18 protein-coding genes and 1 pseudogene are annotated in these 22,331 nt (G+C 52.2%); 7 read left to right on the forward strand and 12 right to left on the reverse strand.

From position 1 onward, the window contains the following. Positions 1-15 precede the first annotated feature (15 nt). Complete coding sequence (locus P273_RS0103110; protein ID WP_024627031.1) at positions 16-2,022, forward strand: glycoside hydrolase family 127 protein; 2,007 nt, start codon at positions 16-18, stop codon at positions 2,020-2,022. Between the two features lie 486 nt (positions 2,023-2,508). Here P273_RS0103110 and P273_RS0103115 read toward each other — a convergent pair whose 3' ends face one another. From P273_RS0103115 to P273_RS0103140, 6 genes and pseudogenes are all read right to left on the reverse strand, one after another. Next, positions 2,509-3,996 (reverse strand): TIM-barrel domain-containing protein, encoded by a 1,488-nt coding sequence (locus P273_RS0103115; RefSeq protein WP_253269559.1) that lies wholly within the window; start codon positions 3,994-3,996, stop codon positions 2,509-2,511. Positions 3,997-4,080: 84 nt separating this feature from the next. After that, positions 4,081-4,650: pseudogene (locus P273_RS10245) on the reverse strand (family 31 glucosidase); the annotation flags it as partial. A 95-nt stretch (positions 4,651-4,745) separates the two neighbouring features. After that, a complete protein-coding gene (locus P273_RS0103120) occupies positions 4,746-5,561 on the reverse strand; it encodes a carbohydrate ABC transporter permease (protein WP_024627033.1) in 816 nt (271 codons plus the stop codon). Then, positions 5,558-6,247 carry a carbohydrate ABC transporter permease gene (locus P273_RS09210; protein WP_253269560.1) on the reverse strand — a complete coding sequence of 230 codons (690 nt, stop codon included), beginning with the start codon at positions 6,245-6,247 and terminating at the stop codon, positions 5,558-5,560. Before P273_RS09210 ends, P273_RS0103120 begins: the two co-directional genes overlap by 4 nt. A 508-nt stretch (positions 6,248-6,755) precedes the next feature. Next, positions 6,756-7,922, reverse strand: coding sequence for an extracellular solute-binding protein (locus P273_RS0103135; RefSeq protein ID WP_024627035.1), 1,167 nt, complete (start codon positions 7,920-7,922; stop codon positions 6,756-6,758). A gap of 202 nt (positions 7,923-8,124) precedes the next feature. Further along, positions 8,125-9,006 (reverse strand): AraC family transcriptional regulator, encoded by an 882-nt coding sequence (locus P273_RS0103140; protein WP_024627036.1) that lies wholly within the window; start codon positions 9,004-9,006, stop codon positions 8,125-8,127. Between the two features lie 226 nt (positions 9,007-9,232). Here P273_RS0103140 and P273_RS0103145 point away from each other — a divergent pair, with 226 nt between their 5' ends. The 5 genes from P273_RS0103145 (at position 9,233) to P273_RS0103165 (ending at position 13,953) form a co-directional block, all read left to right on the forward strand. Beyond that, positions 9,233-10,330, forward strand: a complete 1,098-nt coding sequence (locus P273_RS0103145) for an NAD(P)-dependent alcohol dehydrogenase (protein ID WP_024627037.1) — start codon at positions 9,233-9,235, stop codon at positions 10,328-10,330. Beyond that, complete coding sequence (locus P273_RS0103150; RefSeq protein ID WP_024627038.1) at positions 10,327-11,331, forward strand: zinc-dependent alcohol dehydrogenase family protein; 1,005 nt, start codon at positions 10,327-10,329, stop codon at positions 11,329-11,331. Before P273_RS0103145 ends, P273_RS0103150 begins: the two co-directional genes overlap by 4 nt. A 64-nt stretch (positions 11,332-11,395) precedes the next feature. Further along, positions 11,396-11,791 (forward strand): VOC family protein, encoded by a 396-nt coding sequence (locus P273_RS0103155; protein WP_024627039.1) that lies wholly within the window; start codon positions 11,396-11,398, stop codon positions 11,789-11,791. Positions 11,792-12,063: 272 nt separating this feature from the next. Next, positions 12,064-12,957, forward strand: a complete 894-nt coding sequence (locus P273_RS0103160; protein WP_024627040.1) for a 3-hydroxyacyl-CoA dehydrogenase — start codon at positions 12,064-12,066, stop codon at positions 12,955-12,957. A 102-nt stretch (positions 12,958-13,059) separates the two neighbouring features. Next, entirely contained in the window at positions 13,060-13,953 is an 894-nt protein-coding gene (locus tag P273_RS0103165; protein ID WP_024627041.1) for a 3-hydroxyacyl-CoA dehydrogenase, read from the forward strand. A gap of 224 nt (positions 13,954-14,177) precedes the next feature. Here the strand turns inward: P273_RS0103165 and P273_RS0103170 are convergent, their stop codons facing one another. The 5 genes from P273_RS0103170 to P273_RS0103190 all read right to left on the reverse strand — a co-directional run bounded on the left by P273_RS0103170 (position 14,178) and on the right by P273_RS0103190 (position 17,831). Beyond that, complete coding sequence (locus P273_RS0103170) at positions 14,178-14,888, reverse strand: hypothetical protein (RefSeq protein ID WP_024627042.1); 711 nt, start codon at positions 14,886-14,888, stop codon at positions 14,178-14,180. A 9-nt stretch (positions 14,889-14,897) separates the two neighbouring features. Further along, positions 14,898-16,043, reverse strand: coding sequence for an SPFH domain-containing protein (locus P273_RS0103175; protein ID WP_024627043.1), 1,146 nt, complete (start codon positions 16,041-16,043; stop codon positions 14,898-14,900). Between the two features lie 61 nt (positions 16,044-16,104). Then, a complete protein-coding gene (locus P273_RS0103180; protein WP_024627044.1) occupies positions 16,105-16,518 on the reverse strand; it encodes a hypothetical protein in 414 nt (137 codons plus the stop codon). Positions 16,519-16,562: 44 nt separating this feature from the next. After that, positions 16,563-17,144, reverse strand: a complete 582-nt coding sequence (locus tag P273_RS0103185) for a tetratricopeptide repeat protein (protein WP_024627045.1) — start codon at positions 17,142-17,144, stop codon at positions 16,563-16,565. Between the two features lie 6 nt (positions 17,145-17,150). Next, positions 17,151-17,831: a hypothetical protein gene (locus P273_RS0103190; RefSeq protein WP_024627046.1), complete on the reverse strand. Its 681-nt coding sequence runs from the start codon at positions 17,829-17,831 to the stop codon at positions 17,151-17,153. A gap of 449 nt (positions 17,832-18,280) precedes the next feature. Between P273_RS0103190 and P273_RS0103195 the strand changes: the two genes are divergently transcribed. Beyond that, entirely contained in the window at positions 18,281-19,939 is a 1,659-nt protein-coding gene (locus P273_RS0103195; protein ID WP_024627047.1) for an MFS transporter, read from the forward strand. A gap of 226 nt (positions 19,940-20,165) precedes the next feature. Here P273_RS0103195 and P273_RS0103200 read toward each other — a convergent pair whose 3' ends face one another. Then, entirely contained in the window at positions 20,166-22,313 is a 2,148-nt protein-coding gene (locus P273_RS0103200; RefSeq protein ID WP_024627048.1) for a sugar-binding domain-containing protein, read from the reverse strand. Positions 22,314-22,331: the final 18 nt, after the last annotated feature.

Below are 22,331 nucleotides of genomic sequence, written 5' to 3' on the forward strand. Positions count from 1 at the left end.
CACACAAGGAAAGTCATGTCAATCTCCAACAATATTTCAGTCGAAATCACCTCGGAATTCTGGAACAATTATCGACAACTGATCGCGGAAAAAGTTCTGCCCTATCAGTGGTCGGTCATGGCCGACGAAAGGCAATACAGCACTCCTAAGGACCCTTCGTCGGGACAAATGTCAGAACCCCCGAGAGGCCATACCCTACGTAACCTTGAAATTGCGGCGGGGCTCAAATCAGGACATCACACGGGATACCAATTCCAGGACTCGGATCTCTACAAATGGCTGGAAGCTGTCGCCTACACTCTTCAATATCGGTACGATAAGGATCTGCGCACCCTGGCAGACCGACTCATTGATCTGATCAGTATGGCTCAAGACAAAGATGGATACCTAGTCACCCTTTTCCAAATTGACGCGCCAAAGGAGCGATTCCACAGACTCCGCCAATCACATGAGCTCTATACAATGGGGCACTACATCGAAGCTGCTACAGCCTATTACAGAAGCACAGGCAACGAAAAAGCCTTGCTCATTGCACGTGGCATGGCAGATTGCATTGATGCACATTTCGGCCCAGAAGACGGCAAAATACATGGAGTAGATGGGCATCCTGAGATTGAAATAGCTCTTCCTCGTCTTTACGAAGTGACCGGCGAGAGGCGGTATTTGCGACTGGCCTCATTCTTCATTCATGAACGTGGGCAAAATCCGGACTTCTTAGACGAGCAATTCCGTCAAGGCCCCAGTGGAATCCCAGTGCTTGATGACAACCGATTCGATCACACCTATTACCAGATAGACAAGCCCTTCACTCAGCAAGAATCCGCCAACGGTCATGCCGTAAGGCTAATTTATCTGTGCATCGGGGCAGCTATGACAGGCCGACTGACGAATGACACATCACTGATTCAAGAGGCTCAAAAACTCTGGACAGATATCGTCCATCGCCGGATGTATATCACTGGCCAAGTGGGTTCCACACATCAGGGAGAAGCCTTCACTTACGATTACGACCTGCCCAATGGGACGATGTATGGAGAATCGTGCGCCTCAGTGGCTATGGCGATGTTCGCCCGCAGGATGCTTCAGATTGATCAACGCAGCGAATATGCCGATATCCTGGAAAAGGAGCTGTTTAACGGAGCTATCAGTGGGATGTCCCTGGATGGTTCACATTTCTTCTATGTCAACCCTCTTGATGCCGATCCCGAAGCATCAAGATCTAACCCCGACTATGCTCATGTGCTCACACATCGTGCTGAATGGTTCGGCTGTGCCTGTTGCCCATCGAACATCGCCCGATTAGTTGCCTCTATTGATAAATACATCTATGTTGTCGATCGTCACAACGGCATGGATATCATTTATTCTCATCAATTTATAGCCAACCGGACAAAGTTTGACCACGGAATCGTCATCGAACAGCAAAGCGACTTCCCTCGAACAGGGGAGATCAGATTCGAAATCGACAACCCAGAGAAGGCACAATTCTCCTTCGCAATACGCATACCGTCCTGGTCGCAGAAGCACTATACCGTCGTGAGGGACAGTCAGCTTATCACGACAAAGCCATATCAAGGCTTCGTATTCATAGAAATCGGACCTGATGATAATCATGTATCAATGTCGCTCGCATTGGATATGGAACCCAAGGCTATGGTTGCCTCATCAACTGTTCGAGCAGACTCCTACAAGGTGGCGTTCATACGTGGCCCCCAGGTTTTCTGCGCCGAAGGCGCTGACAATGACCAACCGCTCCATAGGTATCGCGTCACCCATGAAGCCCTACGCACGCCGAGCAACGAAGTGGAAACCAAGTATCAGAAAGATCTGTTAGGCGGTGTTATGACCCTAAAAGTGCCATGTGAACTACAGGAGAATACCTCGCCGAATTTATACGAATCGTATGATTCAGCCCAAGAATCGATAGGCAGCCAAAAATCAACAATGACACTGATCCCCTATTATGCCTGGGCTAATCGCGCCGAAGGAGCGATGAGCGTCTGGCTGCATGCAGATTTGTAGACTGCACCTTTCAACCAAGCACCTGCCGAAGTGCCATTCCATCTTGACGTTCTCAGACGGAATGGCACTTCGGTCATGACAATTAATCATAGCTATCACCACCGGATCTACGTATATCTTGGTCAACCCTCTATTAGGGCTCTGAGTGAGGTGATTCAGTTGCGTCAGATGAATCGCGATACTCGCGAAATTAACTATCGCTCAACTATGAAAATTACTCCACTAATGAGCGCGTTATGAAATCTGGAAAGCCGAGGCACGTGCTTCGACCTGATGCAGAATTATGACGACAAACGGAAGAGCTTGATATCGGTTGGTCCATCCTGAAGAAAGACGCAGCCAACTGCTCACTTAGGCTGGGGATCATTCCCATAGAAAACGATAAAGAAAAGTTCTGTCTCATATTCACAGAACACATCTTCACCATGCAAGCAGAGGAGGCACCGTCGAGTTCTTAGGCCCGACGGTGCCTTTGACAAGAAAGGCTCAGGCGGAAGCCTCCTGTATAGCCTTTCTTAATCCCTGATCTTTGCCCTGACGCGCGAAGAGGGGTATGACGTCCAAGGGAGCTTCAACCGTCTCCCATGCACCGCCATGATAGATCTGGCCGTCAGATAGATTCTCCCATATGGTCTCTTCCCCGCCCGGCAGATAGACTTCTCTAGAACGAGCCCCAGCCTGGACCACAGGAGCCACCAAAATATCCGGTCCGAACATATACTCATCGCTCAACCTGGCAGCCCTGTGATCTTGAGGGAACTCATAGAAGAGACCCCGTACGATAGGGTCGCCATCTTTGTGGGCCTGATCAAATAGCTCACGGAGGTAGGGTCGCATCTTATTTCGAATGGTGATGTACTTTACGAGAATGGCCTCAACCTCCTTACCCATGGACCATGGCTCGTTATCAGCGCCAGAATAGAACCGTGGTGAACCATCCTGGGCCCTGACGATCTCCTTGAACTCCCCCTCCTCTTTCAAAAGCCGTTCATGCGGAGCATCCAAGGCGGCAAGTGATGGGTCATCGGCATGTGGGTGGGAAAGACTGCGGTTGCCGTGGTTCCGCATGACAGGGAGGAAGCAGGAAAATTGAGACCAGCGGATGAATAGTTCTTTGAATTGGGGGTCTTCGATGTCCCCGTCGTGGAAGCCGCCCATGTCGGTGGTGAACCAGGGGATGCCGGCCATGCCCATGTGGATGGCACAGGTGATCTGCGCCTTCAGATCCTGGAATGAGGACCCCACATCCCCCGACCAGACCAGAGCCCCGTACCGCTGCGAACCAGCCCAGGCGCACCGGGTCAGATTCACGATCCGGCCCTCCCGGCCCGCCTCCAGCTGACCCTCATAAAAGCCCCTGTTGTACTCCAGGGGATAGATGTTCCCCACCTCAACATTGGGCCCGGCATAATACCGGTAATTAGCGAAATCATACGTCCCGTACTCAGGCTCAGCCTCATCCAGCCAGAACGCATCCACCCCCTTGTCCGCATAATTGTGCTTGCACAGATCCCAAACAAACCTACGAGCCTCAGGATTAGTCACATCGACGAAGGTACAGGGCTCCCAGCACATCATGGCTATATCTTCGCCTTTTTCGGCATGGATCAGCAGGTTGTTCTGTCTCATCAGGTCATAGTTTTCGCTGGATAGTGCTACTTGGGGCCAGACGGAGACCATGACCTTGACGCCCTGGGCATGCAGCCGCTCGCACATGCCCTCAGGATCAGGCCAGAACTCATCCTCAAACCGGTAATCACCCATATGCGGCCAATGGAAGAAATCCACCACCACAACATCCAACGGGATCCCACGACGACGGAACCCCTCCACCACATCCTCCACCTGACGCTGATTCCAATACCGCAGCTTGCACTGCCAAAAACCCAACCCCCACTCAGGCATCACCGGCGCATGCCCCGTCACATCCGCATACCGACGCACCACAGCCCGCGGCGACGAACCCGCCGTCACCCAATAATCAATCTGCCGCGTCGAAGCCGCACACCACCTGGTCCCATTCGACGCAAACGACACCCGACCAACCGCCGGATTATTCCACAAAAACCCATACCCCGCACTCGACACCACAAACGGCACCGACGCCTGCGAATTCCGATGCGCCAACTCAAACGAACACCCCTTCAAATCCAACCGATCCTGCTGATACTCACCCATCCCATACAAACACTCATCATCAGGAACACGAAAAGTAACAGTAGCCCGATAATCACCACCCGACATGGACTGGTAGTCTCTGGCTTTCAGGTTCAACGAACCCCCGTTATCACTCTCTTCAAAAAGGAATTTTCCCTCCTTGTTGAAGAACCGGAGTCTACAAGTGGAAACTCCATATCCACGAGAGCCGTTCCACTCATACCCTCCTTCCGCAATTAGTCGGATATCACCGACGGTCACCGTAGCCCGGTCCTCATCTGGAAAGATCTCGATACTGGAATTACCTCGGCCCTTGTAGGGTAGGAGGGCCCAATCCTGGTCCAACGAGATCGGGCTCATCATAGAAGCACGGACGCGCAGTCCCTGACCCCATGGTTCGATCCTCAGATATTCCCCATCCCCTGTCCAGAGAAGGGCCTTACCGTCTTCTGTTGTCTTGAATTGCGTCATGATCTCTCCAAACTTTGTGTATTAAATGAAATTTGCTTATTGAATCCAAGTTCTACGGAACGCCAAGTCTGTCGGATTGTGCGGCTCAAATTTCATCAGTCCTTAATGGCTCCGGCAGTAACGCCGGCTGCCACATATTTCTGTGCTACCAAGAGAAGAACAGCCGTAGGAACGGAAGCCATAACGGCGGTTGCCATCAACGGGCCCCACTCCTCGTTATTGGCGGAAATGAAATCATAGATGCCCATGGTTATGGGCCTCATTTTGCCGCCTCCTGCATTGAGCGTCGAAGCGAACATGAAGTCCGACCAAGACCAAAGGAAGGCGAAAAGGGATGTCGTCACTATGGTGTTCCGGGACAACGGTATGACGATCTCCATGAATATCCGCCAATTTGAAGCCCCATCAATTTTAGCCGCCTCGATCAAAGACTTAGGCATGGTTTGCATAAAAGCAGTCTGCAGGATGACCGCGAAGGGAACTGATAAGGTACTGTCAGCCAGAATTAGCCCTGGAATGGAGTCAAGCAACCCCAAGTCATTGAAGATCTGATAGAAGCCCAATGACATCACCACAGCCGGTATCATCTGGGCCAGGATCAAGATGAAGTTCATACTGCGACTGCCGGCGAAGTTCAGGAAGCTCAGAGCATAGGAAGCCGGGAGAGCTATGATAAGCGTCACAATGACCACACTGAAAGCTATCAAGAGCGAAGTGCCTAGGTAGGGCAGTTGGGTATGAATCATGGCCGAATAGTTGGAGAATGTGAAATCCTTGGGGTACAGGTCCGCCGCTCGAATCGATCTGCGCTGGGTGAAGGATATGTTGATCATCCAGTAGAGCGGGAAGAGCATAACCATGGTTATCAGGATCGCAATCAACGTTTTCCACCATGTAGGACGTGGTTTCATGACAGTTCATCCTCCTTCTTCTGTGCCCAGAGGTAGATGAATGCAAAGATGAGGGCCACCAGGATCAACACCGTCCCTATAACGGATGCCTCCGAGTACTTGATTGTCATGTTGCTACCCTTGGCGAAAGCCAATGCATAGGCCCAGGTAGCAAGGGTCTGGGAGGTACCAGTGCCCTGGGTCATGATCCAGATAATGTCGACGGTCTTTAGGGTATAGACGAAGCCCAGCATAAGGGTAATGAGAGTCACTGGCCGCAAGAGGGGGAAGGTAATTTTCCAGAAGCGTTGCCAGGCATTTGCTCCGTCAATCGCGGCAGCCTCATAGAGGTCTCCGTTAATGTTCTGCAGACCCGCATAGAGGATTACTAGGTTGAAAGGTATTCCAAGCCAGATGTTGGCGATGATCACAGACCACAGTGAATGATCTGCCTGCAGCCACCAAATCGGGTCGACTCCAAATAGACCCAAGAACTTGTTAACAATTCCGTTGTCAGCGTCCATCATCCACTGCCAGACCGTTCCTGAAACCATTGGGGGCAGAAGCCAAGGGACCAGGAAAATGCCTCTTAAGAAGGAGGATAGATGGAATGATTGGTTGAAAAAACAGCCAGGGCCAGTCCGAGAGTGTACTGAACGGCAATGGAGGCGACCACAAAGATAAGAGTGTGCAGAAGAGTGGTCCAAAATTCGTTTGAAGAGAGCACCTCTTTATATATATCCAGCCCAGCAAAGGGGGCACCTCCGGTCACAAAGGTTCGGCGGGTATACCTATGCAGGCTCATAGAGATGTTTTGCAGGAGGGGGGCGACGTAGAAGAGGATCAAATAAATGCAGAGTGGGAGCGCGAACCCCCAAGCCGCAAGGCGGGTGAACCGCCGTGGTCTCCTCGTAGTTGAGGATTGGAAGGAAATCATGTTTTTCTTTCAAAAATGGAAATCAGGAAGATACCAGTTGAAGCAAAGCCTCTCTTGCTGGGCAGAAGAGGCAATCAGCAGACCCAGAATCTGAATCTGGACGAAGTGAAGAAATACGGTAGGCGACTGTTCCGATCCGACACAGGAATCGGCTTTCAACCCCTTGCCGACATCAAGTGGATAGCCTCAAGTGCTTGAGGGCTATCCACCATATTCGGAATTCACCAGTCACAAGTTGCTTTACTGGCTGAGAGTCGCTCTACCGAATAATCATGGACTTACTTGTTGAGGGCGGCTTGAAGTTTCTTGGAGAGGTCGGAAGAAACGTTCTCGTATTTAAGCCCCAGTCGTGTGGTGCGTCCTTGGGCGTTAGCCGCAGGTTGGTCCCAGCTCTGCAAGTAGGCCTGATCCTTTAACTGTTGTTCTCTTACCGCTTTTTTAGAAGCAAGATACCCAGTAGATTCACTGGCCTTGAGAAGGTCACGACCCGTCAAGCAATTCAGGAATTGAGCAGCAGCCTTTTGCTTGGTCTCATCACCCTTCTTATGGAAGGGAAGGACCAGGAACTCGCCACCCGCCGGCACCTTAGCCGGCCCACCATTCTTAGCAGGGATGGAAAGCACTCCGTAACCTTTCTTGGAGGCACTCTCCGCCTGCCAAGAGCCATTCTCAGCGAAACCATACTCACCGCTCATGAAGACATCCCAAGCAGCTGACTGGTTATTCGTGGTGGATGATTTTGGAGCCCACCCGTTCTTAACCCACCCTGAAAGGAGGTCACGGGCATCCTGAGCAGCTTGAGAGTCAGGATTTTCCAGATCCCCGCCTGCGCCCCAGAACCAAGGAAGGTACTGAAAAACTCCTTCCTCAGTGGCTATCCCTGAGAATGAAATACCTTTAAAACCTGCTTGGACTACCTTCTCGATGGCCGCATTAAGCGAATCCCAATCCTTGATGCCAGCCGGATCGACCCCGGCCTTCTGTAAAATATCTGGTTTGTAGTACAAGCCCAAGGTATTGACACCGTAACTGACTCCGTAAGTCTTGCCGTCGATGATTCCTGGTGCTGCTATGTTCTTATCGAATCCGCTGGTATCAACGCCGGCCTCTTTCATGTCGACCACCATTCCTGAATCAACGGCGGTTGGCATGGATGGATTGTCGATCATAGCGATATCAGGCGCATTGTTCTCCTTGACTGCAATGGTCAGAGGATTCATTGTCTCGTCCTGAAGCTGGCGCTTTATCGTGTATCCCTTGGGTGCGCATCCCTGAACGGCCTTGCCCCATGGGGAGTCATCCTTCCGTTCTGGATATCCATCTAGAAACACAAGTTCCTTGTCATGAGCATCGGAGCCCCCCCCCCCCCCACAAGCGGACAGGCCTCCGCAAGCTAGAACCAGTGACACCAGTGTTGCCAATGCCTTCGTTTGTTTTGCTACCATTTGTTTCTCTTTTCTGCGACACCAAAACACGCTTCATCGCGAGTGTTTAAGGATGAATACAGGACGGATCTTATTTAATCAATCCGTTGCACAAAATAAGATAGCGCTAATCGCAGCTGCCTGCAATTCTCTGTTCCTCCAAACGCCCAAAAGGGCAAGACAGCATTAATATTTGACAAATAAGTATCATTGGTCGGTCAGCTCAGTACCGATGGGATTGCCGGTAGGCTCTTGGCGTCGTTCCCATTTCCTGTTTGAATCGACGGTTGAAATTGGCAACATTGCCAAATCCACTTCGAGCTCGAATACTGGCAATGGGCAAGTCGGTCGTGACCAGGAGACGGGATGCTCGGGAGATGCGCAGCCTACGGACCATGTCGGAAAAGTTAATTCCTGCAGCCCTCTTAAAGAACCTGGAGAAGGCCGATGGACTCATCGAAACAACCTCTGCAGCCTCGTCCAGGCTGATCTGGGCCGCAATATGTGAATTTATATATGCCAGGACCTGATTGATCCGATTAGCCGTATCTACCGAAGCGTCAGGCTCATAGCCCGGAGTGACCATGGTGGACCATTCATCGCTTGGAGCTTGCACGAAGACCCTGAATATCTCCAAGAGGTCAATCAGACGGTCCAGTTCACGGTGATTCCCCATGTCCGTCAGTATCGTGGCGACCCGGATGGCGGATTGGCCGGAAAGCACGATCGCCTGATGCCCCCGCTGCAGGAGGGCCGAAATCTGGCCGGCCTCAGGAAATATCCGCGCAAGGGCCTGGATACGATTGGGATGAACTTGACAAGCCACGTCCCTATGCGAGATGACTGTGCCTGCAGTCAGATCAGAAATCCAATTGTGTGGCACATTGCTTCCCAAAAGCGAGACCTGCCCTGGAGAAAAAGAGACCATGCCGTCACCAGCCATCATGTAGCCTCTGCTTTCCCTGATCAAATGGATCTCTATCTCCGGGTGATAATGCCACCGGGCCAGAGCGGACGGGTAGCCGTGCTCCAGCCAACGGATTGATTCATCTCCTCGTGGCACCACAACCTCAAGGGCACCACGATCAACTGCGCCGTCTCTCATGTATATGTAAACCTCCGTTGCAATCTGACACTATCAAGTGCAACAAAGCTATCGAAAGCCTGTTCGCGCTACGCTCCCCCCACAGATCAGATTGGAAGTCAAAATAATACCACTATTGGTTATGGGGTAATATATTCAACCCACTAGTGATGCATAGTATGGAAGCAAGTTGTCAATGACGATGTAGATTCAAACCCCCTTTTTAGCCCGGTTAAAGGAGCAGCAAATGAAAGCGGTCGTTTTAGAGAAACAAGGCATCATCAAGGTGCGGGATGTCCCCGATCCACCCGCACCCGGTTCTGGCGAATTGCTCATAGCTCCTCATACCGTTGGTATATGCGGCTCGGACTTGCACTACTACTTACACGGTAGGGTGGGCAAGTACGTGGTGCAAAAACCGATGATCATCGGACATGAGGCCTCAGGGACTGTTCTTGAAGTCGGACCAGGAGTCAAAGGATTCAAGGTCGGCGATAAGGTGGCGATGGAACCCGGAATCCCTGATATGAATTCCAAAGCCTCCAAGCTGGGGCTATACAATATTGACCCTTCTGTCCGTTTCTTTGCAACTCCGCCCGTTGATGGGTGCCTCTGCGAAAAAATTGTTCATCCTGCAGCTTTCACCTACAAGTTGCCAGAGAATATGTCCTACGCGGAAGGAGCGCTCTTAGAGCCCCTTTCAGTAGGAATGTGGTCCGCTACCAAGGCCAAGATAAAACCAGGTGACACTGGAGCCGTGATTGGAGCTGGAACCATTGGACTGATGACGGCGGCTTCAGCTATAGCAGGAGGATGCGCACGCGTCTTAGTGTCCGACTCATCCCGAGTTAAATTGAACCTAGCTGCCCAAATCACTGGAATCATTCCTGTGGACATCAACCAAGACAGCCTTCTGAACCGGGTCATGGCTGAGACAGACGGATGGGGAGCAGACCGTGTCTTCGAGGCATCTGGAAACCTCAATGCCTATCAGGAGCTCTGGAAACTGGGAGCGCCGGGCAACACTACCGTTATTGTCGGCATCCCAGCCAAAGGAATCGTCCCCATGGACATTACCGAGGTCCAGGCCAGGGAGACTCGCATAGAGAATGTCTTTAGATATGCCAACGTTTACCAGAAGTCCATTGATCTAGTTTCAGCAGGAAAAATTAACTTGAAGCCCTTCATCTCCCGGACCTACAGAATGGATCAGGCCCAGGAGGCTTTCGACAGGGCAGCCCAGGGGCACCAGGAGGATGTCAAAATCCAGATAGAACTACCCGATTTTAAGAAAGCCGCCGAAAACGCACAACCTGGAACACCGGAATCTGAGGATAAGTCATGAAAGCACTTGTTCTAGAAAACCCACAAGAACTGAACCTGAAGGATGTACCCATGCCCCAGATCGGCAGCGACGAAGTCCTAATCCGCACCGCTTATGCAGGTATTTGCGGCACCGACCGTGATCTGTATCTGGGTCTTCCTGGTTCAGCTAAAGTTGAACCGCCCATCATTCTAGGGCATGAGAATTCAGGCCGAATTGAGTACGTCGGAGACCAAGTAACCGGGCTAGCGGTTGGGGATGAAGTGGCCGTGGATCCCAACATCTACTGCCACCAGTGCAATTACTGCCGAAGTGGAAAACCCGGGCTTTGCAGTCACTTATCAGCCATCGGTGTAACCCGGAACGGGGGAATGGCGGAATACTTCTCGGCTCCTGCTGAGGTGGTCTACAAAGTACCCGATGACGTCGGGCTGCGAGAAGCATCCCTGATGGAACCGATCTCCTGTGCGGTCCACGGTGTAAATCTCATGGAATTACGACCCAGCCAGAAGGCACTAGTTATCGGAGACGGATTCATGGGACAGCTCTTCGCCCAGATTCTTCAATGCTATGGCCTAGTCCAGGTGGATCTAGCTGGCATCAGTGCTGAAAAACTGGCCTTGGGCAGACGTTTGAGCAACATCCACGCCACGTACAAGACTGACTGCGAGACTCTGCCTGTTGAGGCCTACGATCTGGTCGTGGAGGCCGTTGGCCTTCCAGCCACACAGGCCCAGGCTATCCAAGCTTGCAGGCGCGGCGCCCAGGTCCTCATGTTCGGGGTGGGCGCTCCCGATGCCCACTTCACAATGAACACGTATGATATTTACCAGAAAGAACTGACCATAAAAGGGTCTTTCATCAATCCCCTCTCCTGCTTGGATGCCATCAGTCTCCTAAGATCCGAGCAGTTGAATATAAGTGACCTAATTAGTCACGAACTGAAACTGGAACAAGTTCCTGAACTCATGGAAGGCAAGATCGGTGAAACAACCAAGGCATTGGTCACATTCCCGAATTGACAAGAACTTCTGAAACAGCCCTAACATGCTATCAAGCACCTACCTTGAAGGAGGAGGCATCACTATGCAAACCATGTCGGCTTTCACCACTGACTTTCAGCACTCGGGCATGATCGCCCGCGATCTGGACGAGACCATTGACTTCTACACCAACAAACTCGGGTTCGAGCTGGTCGGCATCTACCCCAACGGAGAGAACCGCTGCGCCTTTCTACGTCTGGGCCATCTAACCATTGAAACCTGGGAGGGCGAGCCTGCGCCCATGCGCACCGGAGCAATCAACCACTGGGCGCTGGATACGCCAGACATCGATGCTGCATACGAGCATGCCCTGGAGATGGGATTGAAGATCAGAGAGGACTCCATCCAGTCCATTCCCACCTTCTGGCAGCGCGGAATCCGCTACTTCAACGTCATTGGCCCCAATCAGGAGACGATCGAATTCTGCCAGATTCTCTGAATGCCATCCGCACAGGCGAATCGTGCATGCAGCAAGCGCGCGGTTCGCTGCCCGGATACTACGCTGAGCTCGGGTAGGACCGCTCCATACGAGCAAACCTATGTGAGCAATGCAACATATTTATCTGCAACCGGCAGAGAACCGAACTCGCCTCAATTCCCCTAGGAAATAGCCATTTTTGGCACAAAACTCCTTTCAATTCGACCCATATCGCTCTACTAGAATGAGCATTGCGTCCAATGCGGGGCGCCCGATAATGAAAGAAGTTTCTCATGACGAACATTGAGAATGTTACGGTGGCCGGCGGCGGGGTGCTGGGCAGCCAGATCGCCTTCCAATCAGCATTCAAGGGCAAGAAAGTCACAGTCTACGACATCAACGATGAGGCTATCGCAGCGGCTGAGCAGCGGATCAAGAACCGTCGAGACCTTTACAAGCGGGACATCAACGCCACCGACGAGCAGTTCGATGCTGGGCTGAACAATCTGACCTACAGCGCAGACCTGGCTGACGCCGTCAAGAATGCCGACCTGGTCATCGAAGCCGTTCCCGAGAAACCCTCCATCAAGCACAACTTCTACCAGAGCCTGGCCAAGGTAGCCCCCGAGAAGACCATCTTCGCCAGCAACTCCTCCACCTATGTACCCAGCACCTATGCTGCCGACACCGGTCGTCCGACTAAGTTCCTCTGCCTTCACTTCGCCAATCACGTATGGCGCATGAACACCGCCGAAATCATGGGTTCCAACCAGACCGACCCCGACATCTTCAACGAGATCGTGGACTATGCCAAGGAAATCGGCATGGTCCCAATCCCTCTCCACAAGGAGCAGCCCGGATACATCCTCAACAGCCTGCTGGTTCCCTTCCTGGAGGATGCCGGTTACCTCTGGGGCAATGACATAGCAGACCCTGAAACCATCGACAAGACCTGGATGATCGGCACTGGCTCGCCCGTTGGCCCCTTCGGCGCCTATGACGCGGTCGGCCTGCGGACCATCTACAACATCATCGAGGAACAAAAAGGCGACGACCCTGGCTTCAAGCCCTTCCTGGAGAAGGTCCGGAAGATGCTCGACGAGGGCAAGACCGGCAGTGACGCAGGCCACGGATTCTACGACTATCCGAACCCGCGTTACAAGGATGAGGACTTCCTCAAGGCCTGATCGTCTGTCTGCCGAATCTGTGAGCCAGGCCCCGTTCAAGACCTGGCTCTACTATGGAAGTAGCGTATCCGAGGATGGATACCACGAATGAAAGAGGTTTCTATGACGAACATTCATAATGTTACGGTTGCCGGCGGCGGGGTGCTGGGCAGCCAGATCGCCTATCAATCAGCCTTCAAGGGCAAGAAAGTGACGATCTACGACATCAACGACCAGGCTGTGGCGGCAGCAGAGGAGCGCGTCAAGAACCTGCGGGATTCCTACAAGCACGACATCAACGCCACTGATGAACAGTTCGACGCAGGCCTGAACAACATGTCGTACAGCTCGGACATGGCCGAGGCTGTCAAGAACGCTGACCTGGTCATCGAGGCTGTCCCCGAGAAGCCTTCCATCAAGCACGACTTCTACCAGAGCCTGGCCAAACTGGCGCCCAAGGACACCATCTTCACCAGCAACTCATCCACCTACGTGCCCAGCACCTTCGCACCCGACACGGGCAGGCCGGACAAGTTCCTGAACATGCACTTCGCCAACCAGGTCTGGCTGAACAACACCGCAGAGATCATGGGCTCCGAGCAGACCGACCCCAAGGTCTTCAACGAGATCGTGGACTATGCCAAGGAAATCGGCATGGTTCCCATCGTCCTGAAGAAGGAGCAGCCCGGATACGTCCTGAACACCCTTCTCATCCCCCTGCTCAACGCCGCCGCTCACCTCTGGGGCCACGACATCGCAGACCCGGAGACCGTGGACAAGACCTGGATGATCGGCACGGGCGCCCCCATGGGACCCTTTGCCATCTTTGACGTTGTGGGGCTGCGGACCGCCTTCAACATCACCAAGGAGCAGCAGGGCGACAACCCTGACTTCAAGCCCTTCATGGATAAGATCCAGAAGATGATGGACGAGGGCAAGACCGGCAAGGACTCTGGACAAGGCTTCTACACCTATCCAAACCCCGCCTTTGCGGATCCTAACTTCCTGAAGGCCTGACAAGAGCTAGGTTCTTCCTAAGAACAAAGAACCCGACCGTCTTCAGGAACACGCCATAATGGGTGGATCTGCAGGACGGCCGGGTTCTCTTCGCTTTTTAAGCCATGACAGCTGTTCGCGCTATGCACAATTATGCACACTGCATAATCCGGAGTCCCGATTCCGCTAACAGGCATCTCGGAGCCTCATGAAATTGTATGAGACGCTTCGTGTGACGAGAGTTATCAGCGCACTCTGTTGAGCGTGTCTCGAATATGTTGAAGAGTAGGAAGATCTACACTGCCCTTAGCTGTAGCTTCTTGAATTTCATTGATGGCCCGTGAATAGAAGAGGCCGGTCGCCGCGTCGGGCACCAGAGGCAGGGATTCGACCTTACGCTGAATTTGACTGCTGATATCAGTCGCCTCCTTGTCATTCGGATCCAGACATGAATCAAGGAAGAGCACCTGAGATTTCAGTTGTGCACGATTGGCGACCTTCTCATCCCTTATGACCTGCTGACGAACCGTATGTACGTTGGAAGTAATATTGCCGACCCACAAGGAAATGACCACGATGGTGAGCAGAACTTCGACCAGAAGGGGAATGAAAAACCCACTGGGCAATATGTGTCTCAAGGTGAGGTTCCCGGACCACCAGGGGGCATTCCAAGCTGAAAAGTAGAAAATCGCAATAATACCCTGAATCAGATAACCAACAGCCGGGAATACCACATTCTCAGCTATCAGCCGGTAATAAAGATTTTCGTTCCTTGATGCAGCATCTTCATCGCTACGCGACTGAGCAACCCAGCACAGAATGGTAAACAGCAACAGGAAGAGCATCACTATCCACTGAGCGGGAGGGGCAAAGCCATAGGTACCAATTTCGGCCATGAAAGCCGCGCAACCTATGAGCGTCAGGACCGTTGCAAAAATCGAAACTAGATACTTCATTCAAGTCACCTACATTTCCTTGAGTATGTCGGCCTTTTTAGCCTCATACTCCTCTTGGGAAATAAGCTCTTTTGACAGCATTTCCTTCAGTCTGCTCAACCGCTCTACAGGGTCGACGGAGGCCGGTTGAGGAGCTGCTTGTGCCTGTCCCATCGTCTGATTGACCATGTTGGGAATGACCTGACCCATGCCGGCTCCCATGGTCAATCCCATACCCGCCCCTAGGAGAGCTCCACCGTCAGAGCCAGGATTGGACGCGGCACCATTCATGGCATTCAAAACCTGAGCCTGCTGATAGTTGGTGCCATAAGTCTCATACGCAGACTGCTGGCCCTGTGCATATGCCGCTTCGCCTTGCCCCTGGGCCATACGCCCATAGAACTGCTCGCGGTTCTTGGATACTAGCTCCTGGGCTTCCTGTCTGGCTTCATTGTCGACAATGTCAATTGCGGAAATGCTGAAGTTCAGTACTTTCATGCCGTATTCAGCAGCAATAGGCACGATTTCATCCTCTATTGTCTTGGCATAGGTTACAGCATTGGCAGGCACCGAGATTAGGGGCCCCTCCCACTTGGTCAGCTCAGTGGTCAAGATAGAAACGATGTGGCCAAGGAACTGGTTGCGGAAGTAGTCGGTAATCGACTCCTGATCGGTCAGGTCATAGTTATTGCCGATCAATTGAGTAAGAAAAATGCCACAGTCGTCAACTTTGATGCGATAAGCGCCTCTTGCCCTCACCTCAGTTTCAACGCCGATCCCTTGGAACTGGTCGCCAAGAGCCTTGTCGTAGACCTTGATAGGTGTCTGTGTGCCCCACTTGATTTCCCTGCTGGTCGCTGTACGAACAAAATAGACCAGCGAGTGGAACGAAGAGACTCCGCCGGACAGACTGTTCCTCAAACGGGATATAAAAGGATAATTGGCACTAGTCAGGGTATAACTACCTGGATCGAAAATTTGCTCGATCGTACCCTGATAGACGAAGATGGCCTTTTCTCCAGGACCTACCACCAAGGTGGTCCCGTTGTTGAAGTCTTCTTCGGGGTTTTTGAATATGAGTGTGTCGTTATCTGAACGGTTCTTGATGACGTCGACAAAGTGCTTCTCACCACCTGCAAAAGCGGCTTCATTGGAGTTGCGCTTGAATACAGCCATCTGTACACCCCTTTTTCTTATGCACTGTTCGACCCGTATCCATTACTTGGTCAAGCAGCAATCAGTCGTCATACTCGTCCCATAGACTCACAAGACCATGGGCAGAATTCAAGAAGGACTCTGAGCCTTCATAACTGTTTGACTTCAGTTCCAGCTTTTTCCCGGTTCGCATACTGATGACGCACCCAAAGTCATCCACTCGAATATCGACTATGTTCTTGAACCGATACACGTCAAAGAAAGTGCGACCAGGAGGCGTTGCGTCTCCAGCCCTATCAGGCTGAAGTTCGAACATGGCGGAGTATATTTTTTTATTTCCGAACATCCAGACCGTGATCATCATATGACCGTTCATTTGCTGGATGTAGGAAACAGGTTCCACCCTGCCCACTTCATCCTCGTCGAAAATGCCGCAGATCTCCATAGCCGTATCCTTACGCCTATCTATGGCAACGCTGTAGTCTTCGAAACTCACTCCTATTCACACCTTTCCCGAATCACAAACTTCAGCATCGATCGTCACTTCATCAACAGTTCATTCATCTCTTGGCTGTCGGAATCAGTCAGTCCTCCTTGCTTGGCCGCTTCCATCACCTCCTTGGATGATTGTGAATACCTGATGTAGCGCTGCTCAAAAAGTCGTTTGATCAATATTGCTTTTGCACACAGATACTGGGGATGTGGATTCATCTCAATCGCAGAATCCAGAGTCGCCATTATTGACTCCGCCTCTTTGAGCTTTATCTTGAACGGTTTTTGAGACTTGAACCTGCTTAATGCAATATGGAAAAGAACATCGGAATCGTTAGAACCATTTTCTACAGCCTTTTCCAAGTTCTCAGTAGCTTCTTGGTACTGGCCCCTATCAAAAAGGACGTACCCCAATGAAGCCAGCACCTTCGGATCGTTGGGCGAATCCTTCAGCACCTCCTGGTACTTATCGAGGAATCGTGCTGAGTCCTTGTAAGTGGCTCGACGAACCTGTTTAAAGTTCAATGAGGTTAGAACAACAGGTCTTCCGCAATAAGGACATTGCTTACTCGAAGCCGAAAGTGGTGCCCCGCAGCCGGGGCACACGATATCCGAATCAACAGAAGGCATGATGCATCAACGACGCCGCATCGATCTGCTCATGTCAGCCATGCCTTTCTGAATAGCCTGCGTCTGCGCGGCCTGTGCGGCCAGAGCACGCCGAGACTGTTCAGCCTGAGCCTCCATGTTCTTCTGCATCTGTCGCTGCTGCTGTTCAAAGCCACGGGCATTATCATCAAGGCTCTTGAGAAACAGATCATCAATCTTCTTGAAAAGACCAGTAGAAGGCGAATGCAGTGTTTCACCGTGCCCAATGGAGTCGACAAAACCGTCGAAGAACCCATTCCACTCAGCAAGGAGATCGGCTGATTTGTTTGCATCAATTGATTTGAAAACGAAGTGGCAAATTATGCCGGCGATGACCATTATGAGACCAAGAACTCGAAGATTCTCATTCACAAGGAACAAAAGGCCCAGCACAATCAATGCAATCTTGACAAGCAGGAAGATAAGATGTTGTGTTTTCAGTTTCTTCTCTTCTGCTTCAATTGCAGAACGCTTATCGGGAAGTTGCTGGTTGAAGGAGGTATTGAGCTTAGTCAGTTGCTGCGAAAAGTCATCAGGTAAAATTCTGTCCGGCCCTTCCAAATTAGCCGTACGAATCATATTGAGCTGATTTTTGGCATTGCCGTAAGCAACATTGACATCATCACTGTGATCAAAAGCGAGAGCGGCAATATTTTCTTTGTAACCCATTCTTCAGTCTCCTTGATTTGGGTAAGCATCAGGGAGGAGAATGCATGAATTATGGATTAGCTTATGGCCTACCCCCCCCCGCCGATACGGGGCAGGGCATTAAACAAACTTTTAGCGAAAGCAGACATCATTCCCCTTTCGTTCCCCTGCGATGTTCTTGACAAGCTGAATATACCACTACGTACACGACAACAGCCAAAATAGTTCTGAACTGCGACCACCAGAAACTTGTTACAACGGCCTCATCTTCGTACCTGTCCTCATTTAGTTGATCAGCAATACAAACTACCAGGTTCGGTAGCGCAGTTGCATCCTTCCACCGTGAAGAAAACTGCGTGGTAAGCTGTGTATTTATGGCATTTTTGTGAAAACCGCTAAAGGAAGAGGCAGACAGGGAAATCACAAAGGCGGAAAAGACGAACAACGGCCTAGTGGCCGGAGAAGGAACAATGGCAGAGGACGATAAATTTTCGGCTGCATCTAGCGGCCAGCACGAGCAGAAACAGCGTGATCGACAGACAGCCAAGCAACTGAAGAAGCAGCAGGCCGCGGCAAAGCGTAAGGCCCGTAAGCAAAATCCCAAACCGCATCGGGGCTGGAGCGAGCGCCTGCATCTTACCGACATCAACGTGGTGGATAGGTCCACCCTCAAGCGGGCCATCGCCGGCACCGTGGTCGGCAACTTCATGGAATGGTACGACGTGGGGGTCTACGGCTACCTGGCAGTGACGATCGGCCGTGTCTTCCTGTCCGACGCATCCGATGCCGTGCAGCGGCTCTTCTCCTTGGGTGTCTTCGCTGTCACCTTCATCGCTCGGCCCTTGGGCGGCGTGGTCCTGGGCCAGCTGGGCGACAAGATCGGCCGCCAGCGCATTCTGGCCTTCACTCTGCTGAGCATGTCCGCAGCCACCCTGCTGATCGGTCTTCTGCCCAGTTATGCGGCCGTCGGTCCCCTGGCGCCCATCCTGCTTATCCTGCTCAAGCTGATCCAGGGCTTTTCCACCGGCGGCGAATACGCGGGCGCTTCGACCATGGTCACTGAATACTCCCCGGACCGGCATCGCGGCTTCTTCGCCTCTCTGCTGGACGTGGGATCCTACCTGGGCTACGCCTTCGGAGCAGCTTTGGTCTCTTTGCTTGAGTTCTCCATCTCCCCGCAGGCCATGCTGGCCTGGGGCTGGCGCATCCCCTTCATCATTGCCCTGCCGCTGGCCGCCATCGCAGTCTACTTCCGGGCCAAGGTCCAGGACACTCCTGCCTTCCGCCAAGCCCAGGATGCCAGCGACGAGAAGACCAAGAGCCAGCACAAGAGCCTGCTGGATCTGATCCGGGGCTATTGGCGGGAGCTGCTCATGGCCTTCATCCTGGTAGCTGCGGCCAACACCCTGAGCTACACACTGACCGCCTACATGCCCACCTATCTGTCGGGTACCCTGCACTACAACACGGCCCAGGCCAATCTGCTCTCCCTGCCGGTTTTGCTCCTAGTGGCCTGCTGCATTCCCATCACCGGGGCTCTTTCCGACCGCTTTGGCCGCAAGAAGGTCTTGTTCATGGGAGCAATCACCGGACTGTGCCTGTCTCTGCCGGCCTTCCGACTGTTGGAGCACGAGACCACGGGTGCCGTCTTCGGCGGACTGGTCCTGCTGGCCATCCCTGTCATCTTCTTTGTGGCCAACCTAGCCTCCACCCTGCCAGCCCTCTTCCCCACCGCTTCTCGTTACGGCGGCATGGGACTGTCATACAACCTGGCCGTGGCCGTCTTCGGCGGAACCGCGCCTGTCATCATGGAGGGACTGGTAACTGCGACCGGCAAGTCCCTGGCACCCGCCTACTGGATCATGTTCACCTCAACCTGCGGTCTGGTCACCGTGCTCTTCCTGGCGGAAACCGCCCGGCGCCCCATGCCCGGCACCCTGCCCACCGTGCTCAACCGGCAGGAAGCACGCGACCTGGTGGCCACACAAGACCACAACCCCGACCTGGACGTGAAGACCATCATCAAGGATGCCGAAGAGAGTGGCGTGCGCAAGACGCCGAAAAAGCTGGTTGCCGAGACTCGCAAACTTCTGGGCATTCCCCGCTCTGGAGCCAAAAACAAGAAGTAGCTACCACCGTCAAGTCGCGTAAACATCCAAGCTCTGCTTAGGCGACTATGTCTGAGCTGCATACGGGAGATCTCTTTCTCCTTTGAGAATAAGGCGACAGCTTAGCTGTTTCACTGTCGATGTGTCGAGAATACGACAGGCAAAGTATTCGGCCGGCGACTTGAAAAGAAAATTATTTCAAGCCACCGGCCGATTCTCGATTCCATCACCACTCTCTTACTGCCGTTCAGGCAGAATATAGGCGGACTCCAAACTCATGGCTGAGCCTTACAGGATGGCCAGACGGATGCTCAGGATGGCTGAAGACACTGTCATAGCTGTTTGATGCCAGAACTCTTTTTTCTCCATCACACAGGGTCAGGTAAGCCGATAAATCGTCGCCGTCATTTTGCTGTGAAGCGAGTGATACCTCCTGTATCTGAACGCTTGAAAAAGGCGCAAGTGAAATAGACGCATTTCCTTTCAGCACCTCGTACCCTTGCGAATTCACGAATCGCCAGGTAGCGGAAACCTGACCTAGATCCTTGGGGGAGTCATTGGCAACAACCAATCCAGAGACCTTCTTGCTACACCTATTCAGGAAAACACCTATGGGTTGATTGATCCTGGCAACCACCTCGTATGAAGGTTTCGGCTGCCCCCACCAATCCAACAGTCCATAGAAGCTTTGCGGGCACAGGTCTATGAACATGAACTGTACATATCCCCAATTAGGTGCGGCCCTTTGGCAACGATAGTGCTCAATGTAATACTTAAGCAGCTCGGTCTGATAATGCTGCAATGCTCCTGTCAAGGGTTCCAAGCCCGATATACGCTGCGTCAGCGTCCCGAGATTTCTCAGATTCCCGAAGTAGCCTGGGGCGTCGAAACCAAATTCCGTATTGAGCTTCTCTTTCGTGCCGTCAATCAACGTATACGACGTGGGAGGAGTATCCAACGATCCCGTATAGTTGTGGCTGTCTCCACTGGTCAGATCATCAGCGCAATACGAGCCTTTGATAACGGGACGAGTCGGGTCTGTTTGAGTGACCTGTCGATAGATGGCAGGCCCTGGACTCACTTGCATAGCCGTGCCCTGTGTGCCCTTCGGCACATCCACTACGCCTGGTTCATTAAGGCATATCCAGCTGAAAACACTGGCATGCCTATCGAGGGTTTTGACGGTACTGATAAATAACCGCACAAACGTTTCCGCCCACTCAGAAGTCCTGGGCTGGTTCCAGTTGTATTCTGAATCCTGAATCACAGCAATGCCCATGCGATCGCATAAATCATACAATTCCGGCTTCTCGACATGTACATGAACCCTGATCAAGTTGAATCCAGCCATTTTGATAGCCTGCAAATCACGCAGGTACCGCATTCTGTGCATTCGAGATATATAGACATCAGGGAAATAGGATGTCCCACGCACATACAGGGGCTTCCCATTAAGCACGAACCGGGTTGTCGATTCATCACGATCAAGTTTGACGTTCCGGAATCCGATCTTCCGGCTTTCCACCTGTTCGCCGTCCAAGCTCAATGTCATGTCATAGAGCTTCGGCTCTCCCAGATCCCAAGTGAACCAAGGCGTCACGCCATCAACGGCAGCTTTGAACTCGAAAGGTCCCTGGACCTGCTTATCCGCGTCAAGCAGCACGCGGCCATCAATTGGATCCCGCACCAGGGTTCTCAGCACAGATGGATGATCATTACCGCGACCGAGTGCTTTCCCTCTGATGATTATTCTTCCACGACCCTGATCATCCATCCACACGCTCAGGCGCGGATCTTCAGCCAGACAAGCAGACTCATGAATCGATAAGGTGACCTTGCCGTAAATGCCCACGGGATTCACGTCACGGGCTATAAGGCCGTCATCATGCTCGTAGGTTCCTTTGACCAATCTCCTTTCAACCATATAGGTACGGTTCTCAACGTCATCATTCCTTATCTGCCTATCCCAAGGTGACCAGACCTTGACCATCAGGATATTCGTGCCGGAGTGTACGACATTGCTGACATCAAAGACGAACGACTCACTGTAGCCCTCATGGGAGCCAAGGAGTTGCCCGTTCATCCACACCTTGCAAAAGTAATCGACATTGCTGAACCGCAGCAGAATCTTGCTGTCCGTCTCAGAATTATCAAGCTTAATGAGCCGACGATACCACCAAGGCGCCTGATTGAAATACCGCAGCCGGCGTCCCCAATAAGGCTGTTCATCCAACAGACACTGGAGATGCTCCAGAGCCGGCAACGGCTCCCACTCTGATATCTGCGGTCCGACCTGCGTACAATCGCGATCCTCATAGAGTTTTAGTTTTTCACCGACATCATTGACGTCCTGTAGAACGCTCCAATCACTACTGATGTCCAATTGCTTGTTCATTATTTTCCTTAATTCTGT

Source organism: Bifidobacterium sp. A11 (genome assembly GCF_000499185.1).
In the GTDB taxonomy this organism is placed as follows: Bacteria; Actinomycetota; Actinomycetes; order Actinomycetales; family Bifidobacteriaceae; genus Bombiscardovia; species Bombiscardovia mizhiensis.